This is a genomic window from Saccharothrix sp. BKS2 (assembly GCF_047689505.1).
GTDB classification, from domain to species: domain Bacteria; phylum Actinomycetota; class Actinomycetes; order Mycobacteriales; family Pseudonocardiaceae; genus Actinosynnema; species Actinosynnema lopnurensis.
Genome location: NZ_JAUQOL010000016.1, coordinates 141,149 through 157,792, shown reverse-complemented (window position 1 = coordinate 157,792; position 16,644 = coordinate 141,149). Strand labels below are relative to the sequence as shown.

Below are 16,644 nucleotides of genomic sequence, written 5' to 3'. Positions count from 1 at the left end.
GGGTGTGGACGTGCCGACCGACCACCTGCGCAACACGTTGGAGACTCTTGTCGCGCCGTTCCGCGCCTACGCGCTGTACGCGGCGGTGAAGCTCGGGGTGCCCGACCGCGTCCGGGACGGCTACCGGCTGCCGGACCCGCTGGCCGAGGCGACCGGGAGCCACCCGCCCTCGCTGCGGCGGCTGCTGCGCGCCCTGGCGTTCCAGGACGTCCTGGACACCGACGACTTCGAGGAGTACCGGCTCACCGCGGCGGGCGAGCTGCTGTGCCGGGACCACCCGTCGCACCTGCACGAGCTGGTGCTGCTCTACGGCGAGCAGGCGTACCCGTCGTTCGCCCACGTCGTCCACTGCCTGCGCACCGGCGAACCGGGTTTCCCGCTGGTGTTCGGCGCGACGTTCCTGGAGTACTACAAGAAGAACGCCGACGCGGGCCGGGTGTTCGACCGGGCGATGGCGGCGGGCACGGCCTTCTTCAAGGCGGTGCCGGCGGCGGTCGACCTCCCCGAGGGGGCGACCGTGGTCGACGTCGGCGGCGGGGACGGCTCCCTGCTGGAGACCCTGCTCACCGCGTCGCCGACGATCAGGGGCGTGCTCGCGGAGGAGCGCGTCGACGCCGGGCTGGCCCGGTTCGCCTCCTCGCCGGTGGGCGGCCGGTGCGAGGTCGTGCAGACGGACTTCTTCACCTCGGTCCCGGCGGGGCACGACGTCTACCTGCTGTCCCGGATCCTCCACGACTGGGACGACGACGACTGCGTCCGCATCCTCACCGCGTGCCGGAAGGCGATGAACCCCGGCGGCACCCTGCTGGTGGTCGAGCGCGTGATCGGCCTGCCGGACGCCCGGTCGCTGGCCATCGACTGGGACCTCCACATGCTGGTCAACACCGGCGGCCTGGAGCGCACGCTCAAGGAGTACCAGGCCCTGCTGCGGCAGACGGGCTTCGAGTACGCGTCGAGCGCGTCGCTGCCGCAGGACGTGATGGTGCTGCGCTCGGTGGCGGTCTGAGCGGTGGCGCCGGTCGGGTCTGCCGAGGGGTCACGCGCCGAGGGGTCACCCGTGGAGGGGTTACGCCGTGGCGCGGCCGCGGTCGAGGTCCGGCAGCCGGCCGGCGCGGCGCAGCCGGTTCACCCACGCCTGCGCGGTGTAGCGGGGTACGCCGTAGTGCTGCGCCAGCTTCCCGACGCTCCGGGTGCGCCGGACGACCTCCTCGACCTCCGCCGCGTCGGGCATCCGGCGGTAGGGCCGCTCCGGCGCCGGTCGGTCGGCCGGGGACGTGTCCCCGTGCGCCTGGTCGGTTCGGGACGTGCCCCCGTGCGCGTGGTCGGCCGGGGCGTCCACCTCGTCGCGGGGGGAGCACACCGTCGCGGACACCGCGTTGCCCAGGGCGTCGGCGAGCAGGGCGAAGTCGATGTTGCGGGCGACGTCCGGGGCGATCGGGCCGTCGTCGACGGCGCCCACCGTGAGCTCGACGATCCGGGGTGGACCGCTCCCGTCGACCTGCACCACGGCGCTGATCTTGGGCAGCGCACCGCTCACCTGGTCGTGCGCCTGGATGGTGATCGAGTACTTTCGGCCCATGGAGCCGCACTATACTGCGGTTGCAGCGTCTTGACGCGTCGAGAACCGGATGCGGCGAAGTCGCCGTCCCGCCCCGGACCGGGCGGTTGAACGGCCCGGCACCTGCTCGAACAGAGCGTACCCCTGCGATAACATCGCGTCATCGTCTTCAGCGTGACCGTTGTCCGGCCACCCTTCGAGCAGCCCTCGCCCCGACCTCGTCGCGGCCCGCGACCTGGCACAACCCGGACCGACAACACTCTACACAGAGTGCGATGAAGCATTGTGTAGTGTGTTTCTCCTCAGAATTCATTCGGGCGGTGCCTTCTCGCCGCGTCGCACGGGGGGTGCCCCAGTGGAGTCTGCGGGCAGCCGTTGAACCGAACGAAGGGACATCCCATGCCAACGCGAAGCTCCGGGGAGCAGGAGCACACCGCAACCGCCCCGCCCGAGGGCGACCAGGCACCCGGCGAGGGCTCAGGCGGGGGGCCTGCCGCTCGGCCGAGGTCCGTGCTGTTCCGCAACCGGGACTTCGGGCTGTTGTGGTCCGGCGAGACGGTGAGCCTGCTGGGCAGCGAGGTCAGCGTCATCGCGCTGCCCTCCCTGGCGGTGCTGGCCTTCGGCCAGGGCGCCGTGGGCGTCGGCCTGCTGGTCGCCCTCCAGTGGTTGCCGTTCGTGCTCCTCGCGCCGATCCTCGGCGTGCTCACCGACCGGCTGCGCCGGCTGCCGCTGATGCAGATCGCCAACGTGGCGCGCTTCGTCATCCTCGGCTCGCTGCCGCTGGCCTGGGCGCTGGGCGGGCTGACCATCGCCCACCTGTACGTGGCGGCCCTGCTGAAGGGCGTCTTCGACGTCGTCTTCCAGCTCGCCTACCAGGCGTACCTGACGCAGCTGCTGCCCCGTGAGGACTTCCTCGACGGCAACGCCAAGACCCAGCTGAGCCGCTCGCTGTCGATCGTCTTCGGGCGCAGCATCGGCGGCGCCCTCGTCGGCCTGCTCGGCGCCGCCCGCGCGATCACCGTGGACGCCGTGTCGTACCTGGTGTCGTTCGTGGCGCTCTCGCGGATCAGGGCGAAGGAGCCGGAGGTCGCCCCGAGCGGCGGTCGCGGGCTCGCCGCGACGATGGCGGACCTGCGCTCGGGCCTGAGCATCACCTTCGGCAACCGGCTGCTGCGCTACCTCACGCTGATGGCGATGTTCGGCAACCTCGCGGTGTCGATGGTGCTGGCGATGATCATCGTCTTCGCCTACCGCGACCTCGGGTTCACCCCCGCCGAGCTCGGCCTGGCGCTGGGCGTGGGCGGCGCGCCGGTGCTGCTCGGCGCGCTGCTGTCCCGGCGGGTCAACGAGGGCCTGGGCATCGGCCGCACGCTCATCCTCACGCACGTGCTGCTCGGTGTCGCGTTCCTGATCTTCCCGTTGGCCGACACCGGGAGCAAGGCCACCGCGCTGGTGGTGGTGATGGTCGCGGAGGGCATCGCGACGTTCACCAGCCCGATCGCGAACGTGGGCATCATGTCGCTGATCCAGCGGGCCACGCCCCCGGAGGCGATGGGCCGCATGGGCGGTGTCGCGCTGCCGCTGGTGTGGGGCGCGAACGCGGCCGGTCCGCTGATCGGGGCCGCGGTCGCCGCGCTGTTCGCCAGCAACGTCATCCCGTTCCTGGTGGCCTCGCTGCTCGCGTTCCTCGCGGTGGTGTGGGTCGTGGCGGGCGGCGTCCACCGGCTCAAGGACGAGGTCCCGGAGGACATGAGGGTCGTCCTCTAGACCGACGCGCGAGAAGGGGCACGGGCACCGGGCACGGGATGTGCGCCCGGTGCCCGTGCCCGTGTTCGCCCGTGCCCTTGTCGCGCGTGGCGGCCGTTCTTCCCGCGCCACAACGGCTTTCTCCCCTGTGCAGGACAAAGCCTTGATGTAGTGTTTGCGGCACTTGATGCGGACTGTGCGTGGATCTGGGCCCTCAGCGGCAGCACAGTTCCGACAGTCTTCATTCGCAGACGCGAGGCGGTGCGATGTCCCAACAGAGCGAACTCCTGCGACGACTCCGCCAACTGTCCCCCGCACGGCGGGACGAGTTGCTCGGCCGGCTGGACACCGCCTCCCGCGACGGCGGCAACCGGGTGGCGCCCCTGTCGCACCGGCAGGAGCAGCTGTGGCTGTTCGACCGGGTGGCGCCCAGCAGCGCCGCCTACGGCCTCGGGTTCGCGATCACGGTCGCCGGCCCGCTGGACGTCCCCGCGCTCCGGCGCGCGGTCGACGACGTCGCCGAGCGGCACACCGTGCTGCGCTCGGTCTTCCCGCACGAGCACGAGACCGGCGTGCAGGTGGTGCGGCCGTGGCAGCCGGTGGCGCTCGACGTCGAGGACCGCACCGGCCGGGACGCGACCGGTGCCGCCGCCGAGGTGGTGCGCGACGAGCTGCGCGCCGGTTTCGACGTCAACGGTGACGTGATGGTCCGGTTCCGGCTGCTGCGCCTGGCCGCCGACCGGCACGTCCTGGTCGTCACCAGCCACCACCTGGTGCTGGACCCGCGATCGGCGGACGTGCTCCTCGACGACCTGGCCGCCGCCTACGTCCGGCGCGCCGGCGACCCGGGCGCCGGTCCGGCGGACGACGCGCCACCGCCGCAGTTCGGCGAGTTCGCCCGGTGGCAGCGCGGGTGGGCGCAGGGGCCGGAGGCCGAGCGGGCGGCCGAGTTCTGGCGCCGCGCGCTCGGCGGGTGGGAGACCACGGAGCCGCCCGCCGACCTCCCGCGCACCCGGCTGCTGGACCTGACCAGCCGGACCGCCGAACGCGCGCTGCCCGCCGGGGCGGTCGCCGCCGTGCGCGGCCTCGCGCACGGGCTCGGCGTCCCGGCCGACGACGTGCTGCTGGCCGCCCTCTTCGCCGTGGTCTCCCGGCACACCTCGACGCGCGACCTGGTCATCGGCGTGCCGCACGACATCACCGGCCCCTTCGACCCGAAGCGGCTGGTCGGCGACTGCGGCAACCTGCTGCCCCTGCGGGTGGAGGTCGACCCGGCGGCGTCCTTCGAGGCCCTCGTGCACGCGGTGCACGAGCGGCGGGTCGAGGCCGAGCGGCACGGCGACCTGCCGTTCAAGGTGCTGCTGGAGCAGCTGCGGATCGAGCCCGACGTGGGCAGGCTGCCGCTCGTGCAGGTCGGGTTCGGCCTGTGCGACCGGTCGGCCGGCGCGCTCGTCGCCGGCGGCCTGCGGTGGCGCGTCGACCCGGTGGACACCGGTGTCGGCCGGTTCGAACTGGCCCTGGAGGTCGACCTCGACGGGCCCGAGCCGACCGCGGCGGTGCGGTACGCGACGGCGCTCTACCGGGACGGCACCGCCGACCGCTTCGCCCGCCGCTACCTGGCCGCCCTGGGCGCCTGGACCGCCGCGCCGGGCGCGCCGCTGTCCTCCGTGCCGCTCGCCGACGCCGACGAGCGGCGGCACGTGCTGGAGGTGTGGAACGCGCCGATCGGCGAGCACCGGCCGGACACCGTGCACGGGGAGTTCCGGCAGGTGGCCGACCGGCACCCCGACCTGGTCGCGGTCGTCTCCCGGGCCGGCACGGCGACGTACGGGGAGCTGGACGCCCGGTCGGACGCCGTCGCCCGCCGGCTGGTGGCCGAGGGCGTGCGGCCCGGGGGCTTCGTGCCGGTGCTCGTCGAGCGCGGGCCCGACCTGGTCGCGGCCGTCCTCGGGGTGCTCAAGGCCGGCGCGGCGTACGTGCCGATCGACCTGGGGCAGCCGGCCGAGCGGGTGGCCACCGTGCTGGAGGACTGCGGCGCCCGGTTCGCGGTGGCCTCCGCCTCCGCCGCGCCCCTGCTCGGCGCCGGCCTGGCCGTCGTCGACATCGCCTCCGTGCCGACCGGGGACCCCGGCGGACCGCCCGCGGTGCCGGTGTTCCCGGACTCGGCCGCCTACGTCATCTACACCTCGGGGTCGACCGGGCGGCCCAAGGGCGTCGTCGTCGAGCACCGCAACGTGACGAACTTCGTCGCCACCGTGCGGCGCGCGTTCCGGCTCACCCCCGGGGACCGGGTGCTCCAGTTCGCCTCGATCGGCTTCGACGTGTCGGTCTTCGAGACCTTCGGCGCCCTGCTCACCGGGGCCCGGCTGTACGTCACCGACGAGAACGAGCGGCGCTCGGTGGACGCCCTGGACCGGCTGCTGGCCGAGCAGCGGATCACCGTCGTCGACCTGCCACCGGCGGTGATGGAGCTGCTCACCCCGGAGAACTACCCGGACCTGCGGATCGCCTTCGTCGGCGGCGAGGCGTTCAGCGGCCGGCTGACCACGCGGTGGGCCCGGGGCCGCGAGTTCTACAACGGCTACGGGCCGACGGAGACCACCGTGACCGTGGTGGCGAAGCGGTGCGAGGGCGAGTGGACCGCGTCACCGCCGATCGGGCGGGCGATGGACAACCACCGCGCGTACCTGCTGTCCGAGGACGGGGAGCTGGTGCCGCCGGGTGCGGTGGGCGAGGTCGCGATCTCCGGGCTCGGCGTGGCCCGCGGCTACCTGGGCCGCCCCGACCTCACCGCCGAGCGGTTCCGCCCCGACCCCTACGGCCCGCCCGGGTCGCGGCTCTACCTCACCGGCGACCTCGCCCGCTGGGACGACTCCGGCGACCTGGTCTTCCTGGGCCGGGCCGACCGCCAGGTCAAGGTCCGGGGCATCCGGATCGAGCTGGGCGAGGTGGAGGCCGCGCTCCAGGCGGTGCCGGGCGTGGCGCGCGGGATCGCGGACGCGGCCGTCGACCCGCGGATGGGGTCCATCCTGGTCGCCTACGTCGTGCCGGAGGACGGGGTGCGGTTGCAGCTGGACGCCGTGCGCGCCGCCCTGGGCGAGCGCCTGCCGACCACGATGGTGCCCAACGTCCTGGTGCCGCTGGCGGAGGTGCCGCTGACCCTCAGCGGCAAGGTGGACCGCCGGGCGCTGCCGCCGGTGGAGTTCGCCGACGTGCGGCACCTGGCCGACGAGGACGACGACGCCGACAGCACCCCGACCGAGCGCGCGGTGCGGGCCGAGGTCTTCGCCCCGCTGCTGGGCGCGCGGATCGGCGGCGAGGTCAACTTCTTCGCGGCCGGGGGCACCAGCCTCCAGGCCATCCGCATCGCGTCCCGGGTGAAGGCGGTGTTCGGCATCGAGGTGCAGATCGCCGAGTTCTTCACCACGCCGACCGTCCGGGGGCTGGCCCGGCTGGTGGACCAGGCGGTGGAGCGCGAGCACGCCAGGCGCGACGCGCTGGCCGCCGCGCTCGAACTCGTGGAGGGCCGCTCCGACGAGGAGATCGGGGAACTGGCCGCGCGGCTGCGGTCGGGTGGGTGACGGCCCCGACGACCGGGTGAACCCGGCGGGGCCTCCGCGGTCCCGCCGGGTCGGGTGACGGGTGTGAGCCGGGTCGGGGGCCACGGCGGTCCTGCCGGGGTGGCGTGACGGGTGTGCCGGCCGCCGGGCCGGGAGCAGGTGAGCGCCGCCGGGTCAGGTGACCGCGGCGGGGCGTGCGGCGCCGTCGAACCGCGCCGCCGCCTCGTGGACGACCCGGACGACCTCGTCCACGTGGTGCGCCAGGAAGGACCGCCCGCCGGGCCGGACGAACAGCTTCAGGCCGGCCGTCGTCTCGGCGGCCCACCCCTGCAACGCCGAGGGCCCCACCTCCGGGTCGGAGCTGCCGCACCAGGCGAACACGGGGCAGGAGAGCGGGGGCGCGGGCCGGTGGTGGCGCGTCCTGGTCGTGACGGGACCGGCGGGCAGGCGGGGGAGCAGGCTCAGCGAGCGGGCGGTGCGGGCGGGCGGTGGCGCGGCCCGGCCGCTGACGAACAGGTGCGTCGCCGGTCTGCCGAGTTCTTCGAGCCGCCGTGCCACCTCCAGGGCCAGGACCGCGCCCGCGCGGTGGCCCAGCAGCATCGGCCGGGTGTGGGCCGAGGAGATCTCGGCGGCGAGCTCGTCGGCGAGTCCGTCCACTTCGGCCGGTGCCGGCCGGATCGTCCCGGGAGGACCGGGCGGCCGCACCGGGACCAGTTCCACCGGCCCGCGGAAGTGGTCGCTCCAGCCCGCGTAGCGCGGGGCCGCGCCGCCCGCGGCGGGGAAGCAGTACAGGCCGTGCCGAGCGGTCGCGGACCGGAACCTCTGGTCCAGCAACGACTTCCGACGTTCCGGTGCGCTGGGGATCACCGTCACCACCCCCGTGGACAACGCTCACGCCGATGGCGGTGAGATCGAGTTTCGACACCGTACGGGAAGCCCTGACGGGTGACCACCGCGTGAACGCGCGTGCGTCGGCGCGGGTCGCGCCGACATTGACTACATGAAGACTGTGTTGGAGCGTATGGGCGACTTCTCGACGGCGACTGCCGAGTCTTGAGGAGACAGTCGTGAAGACTCCTGGAGTTCCGCGAGACCCGGGGCGTGGCTGTTCACGGCCGCGGGTCGCGGTGAACGCCGCTGGACGAGGAGAATGACATGACGGAGCAGGACACCGCCCCGCACCGCGGCGCGCCGGCCGGGGGATCGCTGGAGAGCCGGCTCGCCGGCCTCACCCCCGCCCAGCGGGCCCTGCTGGAGCGGCTGCTGGCCGGGTCGGGCGTCGAGGTCGGCCTCCGGCGGCGGCCGGCCGGCGTCGAGATCCCGGCGTCGTACGAGCAGGAGCGGCTGTACTTCATGTCGCAGCTGGTCGCGCACCCGGAGATCTTCTACGTCCCCACCGCGCTGTGGTTGCGCGGGAACCTGGACGTCGAGGCGCTGCGGCGGGCGGTCACGCGGCTGGTCGAGCGGCACGAGGCGCTGCGCACCGTCTTCCGCGACGCGGGCTCGGGTCCCCGCCAGGTCGTCCTGGACCGGCTCGACGTGCCGCTGGGGGTGGAGGACTGCGCCGGGGCCGCGGACCCCTGCGCCGAGGCCCGGCGGCGCGCCTCCGCCTCCGTGCTCGAACCCTTCGACCTCGCCGACGGCCCGCTGCTGCGCTGCCGGCTCTACCGGACCGCGGCCGACGAGCACCTGTTCGCCTTCACCGAGCACCACATCGTCTCCGACCACTGGTCGCTCGACATCGTCCTGTCCGACCTCGGCGCGCTCTACGGCGAGGAGATCGGCGCCGGCCCCGGCCCGCGCCCGCTGGACCTGCACTACCCGGACTTCGCCTACTGGCAGCGCAACGCCGTGGACGAGCAGGTGTTCGGGCGGCAGCTCGCCTACTGGCGGGACCGGCTCGCGGACCTGCCCGCCGAGCTGGACCTGCCGACCGACCGGCCCCGGCCGGCGGTGCGGGGCAGCCAGGGCCGGTTTCACCCGATCGAGTTCGACGCCGACCTCGTCGCCCCGCTGCGGGACCTCGCGCGGTCGCAGTCGACGACCCTGCTGGGCGCGTTCCTGGCCTCCTACGTCGGCTTCCTGTCCCGGCTGGTGCGCGAGGACATCGTGGTCGGCGTGCCGGTGGCCGGCCGGCCGCGCCCCGAGACGCAGCGCATGGTCGGCTACTTCCTGAACTGGCTGCCCATCCGGGTCGACGTCGCCGACCGGCCGTCGCTGCGCGAGCTGGTCCGCCGCACCGGCGCCGCGCTCGCCGGCGCCATGGCCAACCAGGACCTCCAGTTCAACGTGCTGGTCCAGGAGCTCCAGCCGGCGCGCAGGCCCGGTGTGACCCCGGTGTTCCAGACCTCGCTGAGCCTGCGCGACGGCGCGCCCCAGCCGCCGTACCTGCCCGGGGTGGACGTGGCCTTCGCGGAGCTCGACGGCAGCGCCACGCACTTCGACCTCATGGTCGAGCTGTGGCAGGAGGGCGACCGGGTGCGGGGGTTCCTGCCCTACGACGAGGAGCTGTTCGACGAGTCCACGGTGGCGGCGTACGCGCGCTGGTTCCGGCGGCTGGTGGCCGCGGGCACGGCGGCGCCCGACCAGCCCGTGGCCACCCTGCCGGTCTTCGACGAGGACGAGCAGGCCCTGTTGCACGGCGCGGCTGTCGCCGACGGTGTGGCTGTCGCCGACGGCGCTGCGGCCGGGCCCTCGGTAGCGGTGGCCTCGGCGGCGACGTACCCGGTGGAGGGGCCCTCGACCGCTGCGCCCTCGACCGCAGCGCCCTCGACCGCAGCGCCCTCGACCGCTGCGCCCTCGACCCTGCCCGCGCGCTTCGCGGCCGTGGCCGCCGCGCGGCCGGACGCGCCCGCGGTCGCCGACGACCGCACCCGGCTCACCTACGCCCAGCTCGACCGGCGGTCCGACCGGATCGCCCACGTCCTGCTCGACCGCGGGGTCCGCCCCGGCGACGTGGTCGGCCTGGTGCTGGACCGCACCGTCGACCTCGTCGCGGCGGTGCTCGGCGTGCTGAAGTGCGGGGCCGCCTACCTGCCCGTCGACCCGGACGGGCCGCCCGAGCGGGCCGCCGCCCAGTTCGCGGACTGCGGGGTCGCCACCGTCCTGACCTCACCCGGGCACGCGGGCCACCTGCCGACCGGCGCGCCCGCGCCCGCCGTCCTGCGCTGGGACGACGGCGAGTTCGCCGCCGCACCGGACACCCCGGTCGCGGTGGAGGTGCCCGCCGGCGCGCCCGCGTACGTCATCTACACCTCCGGGTCGACCGGCGCGCCCAAGGGCGTGCTGGTCACGCACGCGAACGTGCTGCGCCTGTTCGAAGCCTGCCTGCGGCGGTTCGACGTCGGCCCCGACGACACCTGGACCCTGTTCCACTCCTGCGCCTTCGACTTCTCGGTCTGGGAGCTGTGGGGCGCCCTGCTGCACGGCGGCCGGCTGGTCGTGGTGCCCCAGCGGACGACCCGCGCGCCGGACGCCTTCGCCGACCTCCTCGCCGCCGAGGGCGTCACCGTGCTCAGCCAGACGCCGTCCGCGTTCGCGCAGCTCGCCCGGCAGCTGGTGGCGCGCCGACCGCCGGGTCTGCGGCTGCGGTACGTGGTGTTCGGCGGCGAGGCGCTGGACCACGCCGCCCTGGGCGGGTGGTTCGACGCCTTCGGCGACGAGCACCCCCGGCTGGTCAACATGTACGGGATCACCGAGACGACCGTGCACGTGACCCACCGCCGGGTGACCCGGGGCGACGTCGGGCGCGGCGGGTCGCTGATCGGTCCGCCGCTGGACGACCTGTCCGCCTACCTGCTCGACGACGACCTCCGGCCCGTGCCGGTGGGCGTGCCGGGGGAGCTGTTCGTCGGCGGGGCCGGCGTCGCCCTCGGGTACCAGGGCGACCCGGCGCTCACCGCCCGGCGGATGCTGCCCGACCCCTTCTCCCCGGTGCCGGGGCGGCGGATGTACCGCAGCGGCGACATCGCCGTGCTGCGGCGCGACGGCGAGCTGAGCTACCTCGGCCGCCGCGACGAGCAGCACAAGATCCGCGGTCACCGGATCGAGCTGGCCGAGGTGCGGGCCGCGCTGGACCGGCTGCCGGGCGTCGCGCGGGCCGCCGTCGTGGTGGTGGAGGACCGGGTCGGCGCGGCCACCCTGGTCGGCTACGTGGTGCCCGAGCCCGGCCACGCCCCCGACGGGGCGGAGGTGCGCGGCGCGCTGCTGCGCGGCCTGCCGGACTGGATGGTGCCGTCCTCGGTCGAGGTGGTGCCGGAACTGCCGCTGACCCGCAACGGGAAGCTGGACCGGGCCGCGCTCGCCGCCCACCGGGCCGGGCGGGAGGGCGCGCGCCGCCCGACCGGGCCCGCGCCGGAGGGCAGTGCGGCGGCCACGCTGGGCGGCATCTGGTCCGAGCTGCTGGGCGTCACCGACATCGGCGCCGAGGACCACTTCTTCGAGCTGGGCGGCCACTCGCTGATGGTCGTCCAGCTCGTCTCCCGCATCCACGCGGCCTTCGGCGTCGACCTGCCGATGGTGCTGCTGTTCGAACGCCCCCGGTTGCAGGCGATGGCCGACGCGGTCGAGGAGCTGGCCGCGTCCGGGACGACGGCGGCCCCGGCGCCGACCCCGGCACCGACCCCGTCCACCGGCCGGTCGTCCCCGGCGCCGGGGGCCGAGCTGCCCGACGACGCCCCGCAGGCCGCCGTCCGGGCGCAGGTCGTCGAGCGCCTGGCCGGCCTCGACCGCCCGGCCTCGCCCCGGCCGGCGACACCCCCGGAGGTCGTGCTGCTCACCGGCGCCACCGGGTTCGTCGGCGCGTTCGCCCTGGTCGAGCTGCTCCACCGGGGACTGGACGTGGTGTGCCTGGCCCGTGGCGGGACGGCCCGGCGGCCCGAGCTGCTCGCGCACGCCGAGCGGCTCGGCCTGGGCGACGCGGTGGCGCGCGGGTTCGCCGCCGGCCGGGTCGAGCTGGTCGACGGCGACCTGGGCGCGCCGCGGCTGGGCCTGGCCGACCCCGTCCACCGCGACCTGGCCGAGCGGGTCGGCGCGGTCCTGCACTCCGCCGCGTGGGTCAACCACGTCTACCCCTACGCGCAGCTCGCGCCCGCCAACGCGCACAGCGCCGCCGCGCTCCTGGAGTTCGCCGCCGCGGGCCGGCGCAAGAACGTCGTCCACGTGTCCACCAGCGCGGTGGTCGACTCCGCCGCCTACCCGCCGGGGGAGGTCGTCGACCCGGCGCCGCTGCGCGCGCTGCCGACCGGCCCGGCCGGGTACGTGCGCTCGAAGGCGGTCGCGGAGGAGTACCTCCGGCACGCCGCCGGGTTTGACGTGCCCGCCGTCGTGGTCCGGGTGCCCGCCATCTTCGGCGACCGCGTCCGGTTCCAGGTCAACGAGGCCGACGCGGTCTGGAGCTGGTGCCGGGCGGTGGTGGCCACGGGCGGCTACCCGGGCAGCTTCGACACCCCGGGCAATGAGCTGTTCCAGGCCCTGCCCGCCGACGCCGCCGCGGTCCTGCTGGTGGACCAGCTGCTCACGGCGGACCAACCGGGCTGCCGGTACGTCAACGCCGTCCCCGACGCGGTGTGCGGCACCGCCGACCTGGTCACCGCGGTCCGGGCGTGCGGCCACCCGCTCCGGCCGGTGCCGGACGCGCGCTGGTACGAGGAGGTCTCCCGGTTGGACGCCGGGGAGATCTGGGTGGCGGGCACGGCGGCCGGCATCGCGCGCCTGGCCGCCGGGGCCCCCGCCGGCACCGCGCCGCGTCGGCTGCACCGGTTCGCGCCGGGTGGCGGCCCGGAGGTCCGGCGCCTGCTCGCCGAGCACGCGGTCCGGACCACCGAGGAGCTCGCCGGCTACATCAAGACCCTGGTCGGGACCGCCGGCGACGGGTCGCCCGCGCCGGACCGGGCCCCGACGACGCGGGAACACGACGGTGAGGAGCCGGGATGAGCACCGAGGAACAGCAGTACGACGTCGTGGTCAACGACGAGGAGCAGTTCTCGATCTGGTCCGCAGGCCGGGAACTGCCCGCGGGTTGGCGGGCCACCGGGTTCCGCGCGACCAAGGACGAGTGCCTGGCGCACATCGCCTCGGTCTGGACGGACCTGAGGCCGCTGAGCCTGCGCCTGCGGTCCGCCTGACCCCTCGGGGGAGGCAACCGCGACGGGTCCCGCGCCCACCCGGGCGGCGGACACCCGTGCACCACCCGTTCCGCCGCGCGGAGACACCTTGAGGAGCAGTGATGACCCAGTCGTACAGCCGGCAGCCGGATTCCCGTGAACTGAGATCGGTGCCCGCACCCGCGTCGAGCGCGCCGGTCGCCCGGCCGCGCATCGTCACCGCGACCGCGGTTCTCGCGTTCGCCCAGGCGCTGTTCTCGGCGCTGAGCACGTGGAGCGTGATCTCCGGGCTCCTCGGCGACGCCGCCGCCAGGGCCGACGTCATCGACGGCGGCACGACCACCACCGCGTGGATCGGCGCGGTCGCCCAGGTCGTCGGCATCGTCCTGCTGCTCGTGGGCGGGGCGCGGCTGCTCGCCGGGAGGGGCCGGACCGCGCTGGTCGTCGGCGCGGCCGTGGAGATCGGGATCATCGTGTACTACCTGATCACCAGCAACCTGATCCCGATCGACATCGCGATCTCGATCTTCTTCGCGATCCTGCCCGCGGTCGTCCTGGTGATGGCGCTCGGCCGGGGCGTCACCGGGTTCCTGGAGGCCCGCCGCGCCGGCTGAGGACCGGCCACCCCCGCCGGCGGGGGTGTTCAACCGCGTGTCCTCGCGCAGTTGAACACCCCCGCCGGCGTGTCGGGTGGGGGGTCAGGGCTCCCGGCGCATGATCACGCGCGGGAAGCCGCCGGACGAGGCCGTGGTGTCGCCGGCGAAGGTGAACCCGGCCGACTCGAACAGCGTGCGGGTGCCGACGTAGGCGAGCACGAGGTCCACCTTGTCGCCCCGGTTGTCCACGGGGTAGCCCTCCAGCACCGGCGCGCCGTGCTCCCGGGCGAAGTCGACGGCGCCCTCCAGCAGCGCGTGGGCGATGCCGCGCCCGCGGTGCCCGGGGCGGACCCGGAAGCACCACACCGACCAGGCCGGCAGGTCGTCGACGTGCGGGATCTTGCGCGACCGCGCGAACGGCAGGTCCGCGCGCGGCGCGACCGCCGCCCAGCCCACGACCTCGTCGCCGTCGTAGGCGAGGACGCCTGGCGCGACCTTGCGCTTGGTCAGCTTCCTGACGTACTCGCCGCGCTCCGGACCGACCAGCGCCTTGTTGGTCTTGGCGTCGACGCGGTGGCTCAGGCACCAGCACACGGTGGCGTCCGGCTTCTTGGGGCCCAGCACCGCGGAGACGTCGGCGAAGGACGTGGCCGGTCGGATCGATAAGCTCACGCGCGGAACCGTACAACCCCGGCCCGACCTCACCTAGAAGAGTGAGGGACGACGGGGGAGGGCGCCCGGACCCGTTGTCGCGCACCGGTCCCGGACGCCCCTCGCCCGCGCTGCCGCGAGGTCACTCCCCGAGGCCCGGAGCCGCCTGCGCCGCGGCGAGGTGGGCCGCGCCCGCCTCCCGCCACAGCCGGCCCACCTTGCCCATCCGGGTCGCCTCGACCGAGGCCAGCCGGTAGGCGGTGGCCGCGGTGGAGTGCGCGAGCATCCCCCGGACCCCGTGCAGCTGCAACGCCAACCGGGTCGACCGCAGCGCGTGCTCGGTGGCGGTCGCCAGCACCTGCGCTGCGTCCGCGGCGCGGTCGGCCCCGCTGTCGTGCCGCCACGCCGCCTGGTGCAGCAGCAGCCACCAGCCGTCCCCCTCGCCGACCAGTCGCGCGAGCCGGTGCGCCACGGTTTGCAGCTGCACCAGGGGTTTGCCGAACTGGACGCGCTTGTTGACGTGCGAGCGCGCGGTGTCGAGCGCGCGTTCGGCGAGGCCGAGCAGCACCGCCGCCTGCCGGGTGCGGGCCGCGTCCAGGGCGGTGCGCCACCGGCCGTCGTCCACCTCGACCGGGGTGGCGGGGGTGCCGGTGAAGTGCACCCGCTGCCCGGCGACGCCCAGCAGTTCGCTCTCGCGCGCCACCGAGGTGTGCTCCCGCAGGGAAGCCCGGTACCAGCGGGTGTCGCCGCCCGGGGCCACCGCGCGCAGCACCGCCAGGGCGAGGTCGCCCGCCGGCAGGTGCTCGCTGTCGCCCCAGACGCGCCCCTCGTCGTCGGCGCGCAGGGTCGGCGTGGTGTGCACGCCGATGGTCGTCGCGTGCGCGGAGCCCTTGAGCACCTGCTCCACCACGGCCTCCGGAACGGCCCAGTCCGGCAGCAGCTCCAGCGCGAACACCGTCTCGCGGTGCGCGGGCAGCGGTTGGAGGTTCCGGCCGAGCCGGTGGTTGACGACGATGTCGGCGCCGAGCCCGAGCCCGAAACCGCCGAGCCGCTCGGGCAGTCCCAGTTCGGGCACGCCGATCGCGGCGAGCTCGGCGTGCACGTCGGTGGTCCGGTCCAGCGCGGCGTCGACCGCGTCCGCGAGCTGGGCCTGGACCGGATCCATGCGGAGGTCCACGATGTCCTACCTGCTCCCCGTCTCGACGTCGTCCAGCAGCCTGGCGCCCGTGATGATGTCGAGCAGGACCTCCGAGGCGCCGCCGGAGATCGTCATGCCGGGGGCCTCGCGGTAGGCGACCTCCAGCGCGGGGCCGACGGCCGCCGCGTCCGGGTCGACCACCGGTGAGCCCAGTGCCTCCAGCGACCACCAGGAGATCGCCTGCGCGGTCTCGCTGCAGTGCCACTTGGCCAGCGAGGCGTGGCTGATGTCTGGGCGGTCCTCGGCCAGGTTCTGCATCGCGCGGCAGGCCAGGAGCCTGCTCGCGTCCAGCCGCGCCCGGTGGCGCGCCAACCCCACCAGCTCGTCGTCGGTGGGCGGCCCCTGCTCGGCCAGCCCGGCCGCGGCCAGCTCCAGCCAGTGCCGCGCCCGGACGTAGTAGTCCAGGCCGCTGCGCTCGGCGGCGAACATGCGGGTGATCAGCGACCACCCGCCGCCGGGGTCGCCGAAGACCGCCTCGGGCCCCACCCGCACGTCGGTCAGGTGGATGTCGTGGAACTGCTCGTCGGCCAGGCTCGCGAGCCCGCGCACGGACACCCCGGGCGCGTCCATCGGGACGACGAACAGCGTGATGCCCTCGTAGCGGCTGTGGCCCTCGTCGGTCCGGACCGCGCACAGCCCGATGTCGGCGTACGCGCTCTTGAGGTTGTAGGTTTTCCGCCCGTTCAGGACCCACCCCGGGCCGTCCTTTTCCCGTTCGGCGCGGGTGGTCACGCTCGCCAGGTCGGAACCGTGCTCCGGTTCGGTGAAAAGAATGCACGCCGTCAGGTCGCCGGAAGCCAGTCGCGGCAGCAGGTCGCGTTTTTGATCGGCGGTGCCGGATTGCAGGATCAGCGATCCGACGATCTGCACCGAGATGTAGTAGAGGCTCTGCGGCACGCCGTGCCGGATCAACTCTTCGAGCAGCACGACCGTTTCGGTGTGGTCACCGCCCCGGCCGCCGTGCCCGATCGGCCAGGAGGGCGCGAGGATACCCGCCCGGCCCAGGTGTCGGTAGAGGTCGCGGACGTCCCCGTCCATGCCGTCTGCCCGGCGGTGCACCTCGTTCAGCAGGTGCCTGGTCTCCGGGGAGGAGAGGGTCGCGCTCAGTTCCCGCCGGAAGTCGGCGGTGCTGCCGGGTACGCTGAAGTCCATTGGTGTGATCCTTGTCCAGGTTCGGCGTCCGCACTACTGTGCCAGAGGTCGGGGAACTTCCGGTAGAGGCCCGAAAAAA

General features: G+C 74.7%; 11 protein-coding genes. 6 read left to right on the top strand and 5 right to left on the bottom strand.

Going from position 1 to position 16,644, the window contains the following annotated elements; all coding sequences use genetic code 11:
- Positions 1-4: 4 nt before the first annotated feature.
- Positions 5-1,006 carry a methyltransferase gene (locus Q5530_RS30600; RefSeq protein WP_415366298.1) on the top strand — a complete coding sequence of 334 codons (1,002 nt, stop codon included), beginning with the start codon at positions 5-7 and terminating at the stop codon, positions 1,004-1,006.
- A gap of 60 nt (positions 1,007-1,066) precedes the next feature.
- Here Q5530_RS30600 and Q5530_RS30595 read toward each other — a convergent pair whose 3' ends face one another.
- A complete protein-coding gene (locus Q5530_RS30595) occupies positions 1,067-1,579 on the bottom strand; it encodes a hypothetical protein (protein ID WP_415366297.1) in 513 nt (170 codons plus the stop codon).
- A 489-nt stretch (positions 1,580-2,068) separates the two neighbouring features.
- On the opposite strand from Q5530_RS30595, the gene Q5530_RS30590 reads away from it, so the two are divergent.
- Together Q5530_RS30590 and Q5530_RS30585 are read left to right on the top strand one after the other, a co-directional pair.
- Complete coding sequence (locus Q5530_RS30590) at positions 2,069-3,325, top strand: MFS transporter (RefSeq protein WP_415366296.1); 1,257 nt, start codon at positions 2,069-2,071, stop codon at positions 3,323-3,325.
- A 245-nt stretch (positions 3,326-3,570) separates the two neighbouring features.
- Positions 3,571-6,885: a non-ribosomal peptide synthetase gene (locus Q5530_RS30585; protein WP_415366295.1), complete on the top strand. Its 3,315-nt coding sequence runs from the start codon at positions 3,571-3,573 to the stop codon at positions 6,883-6,885.
- A 153-nt stretch (positions 6,886-7,038) separates the two neighbouring features.
- Here the strand turns inward: Q5530_RS30585 and Q5530_RS30580 are convergent, their stop codons facing one another.
- Positions 7,039-7,731 (bottom strand): thioesterase II family protein, encoded by a 693-nt coding sequence (locus tag Q5530_RS30580; RefSeq protein WP_415366294.1) that lies wholly within the window; start codon positions 7,729-7,731, stop codon positions 7,039-7,041.
- Positions 7,732-8,019: 288 nt separating this feature from the next.
- Between Q5530_RS30580 and Q5530_RS30575 the strand changes: the two genes are divergently transcribed.
- The 3 genes from Q5530_RS30575 to Q5530_RS30565 all read left to right on the top strand — a co-directional run bounded on the left by Q5530_RS30575 (position 8,020) and on the right by Q5530_RS30565 (position 13,582).
- Entirely contained in the window at positions 8,020-12,798 is a 4,779-nt protein-coding gene (locus tag Q5530_RS30575) for a non-ribosomal peptide synthetase (RefSeq protein WP_415366293.1), read from the top strand.
- Complete coding sequence (locus tag Q5530_RS30570) at positions 12,795-12,989, top strand: MbtH family protein (protein ID WP_415366292.1); 195 nt, start codon at positions 12,795-12,797, stop codon at positions 12,987-12,989. Before Q5530_RS30575 ends, Q5530_RS30570 begins: the two co-directional genes overlap by 4 nt.
- A gap of 101 nt (positions 12,990-13,090) precedes the next feature.
- The gene (locus tag Q5530_RS30565) at positions 13,091-13,582 is read left to right on the top strand and encodes a hypothetical protein (RefSeq protein WP_415366291.1); all 492 of its coding nucleotides are present in this window, start codon (positions 13,091-13,093) and stop codon (positions 13,580-13,582) included.
- An 84-nt stretch (positions 13,583-13,666) separates the two neighbouring features.
- On the opposite strand, the gene Q5530_RS30560 is transcribed toward Q5530_RS30565, so the two are convergent.
- The 3 genes from Q5530_RS30560 to Q5530_RS30550 all read right to left on the bottom strand — a co-directional run bounded on the left by Q5530_RS30560 (position 13,667) and on the right by Q5530_RS30550 (position 16,565).
- Positions 13,667-14,236, bottom strand: a complete 570-nt coding sequence (locus Q5530_RS30560; protein ID WP_415366290.1) for a GNAT family N-acetyltransferase — start codon at positions 14,234-14,236, stop codon at positions 13,667-13,669.
- Between the two features lie 121 nt (positions 14,237-14,357).
- Positions 14,358-15,380, bottom strand: a complete 1,023-nt coding sequence (locus Q5530_RS30555) for an acyl-CoA dehydrogenase family protein (RefSeq protein ID WP_415366289.1) — start codon at positions 15,378-15,380, stop codon at positions 14,358-14,360.
- 18 nt (positions 15,381-15,398) lie between these two features.
- Positions 15,399-16,565 carry an acyl-CoA dehydrogenase family protein gene (locus Q5530_RS30550; RefSeq protein ID WP_415366288.1) on the bottom strand — a complete coding sequence of 389 codons (1,167 nt, stop codon included), beginning with the start codon at positions 16,563-16,565 and terminating at the stop codon, positions 15,399-15,401.
- Positions 16,566-16,644 lie beyond the last annotated feature (79 nt).

Excerpts from the sequence above, each read along its gene's own strand:
- Q5530_RS30565 (WP_415366291.1), top strand. The coding sequence starts at position 13,091 with ATGACCCAGTCGTACAGCCGGCAGCCGGATTCCCGTGAACTGAGATCG.
- Q5530_RS30570 (WP_415366292.1), top strand. The coding sequence starts at position 12,795 with ATGAGCACCGAGGAACAGCAGTACGACGTCGTGGTCAACGACGAGGAG.
- Q5530_RS30585 (WP_415366295.1), top strand. The coding sequence starts at position 3,571 with ATGTCCCAACAGAGCGAACTCCTGCGACGACTCCGCCAACTGTCCCCC.
- Q5530_RS30550 (WP_415366288.1), bottom strand. The coding sequence starts at position 16,565 with ATGGACTTCAGCGTACCCGGCAGCACCGCCGACTTCCGGCGGGAACTG.
- Q5530_RS30595 (WP_415366297.1), bottom strand. The coding sequence starts at position 1,579 with ATGGGCCGAAAGTACTCGATCACCATCCAGGCGCACGACCAGGTGAGC.
- Q5530_RS30555 (WP_415366289.1), bottom strand. The coding sequence starts at position 15,380 with ATGGATCCGGTCCAGGCCCAGCTCGCGGACGCGGTCGACGCCGCGCTG.
- Q5530_RS30575 (WP_415366293.1), top strand. The coding sequence starts at position 8,020 with ATGACGGAGCAGGACACCGCCCCGCACCGCGGCGCGCCGGCCGGGGGA.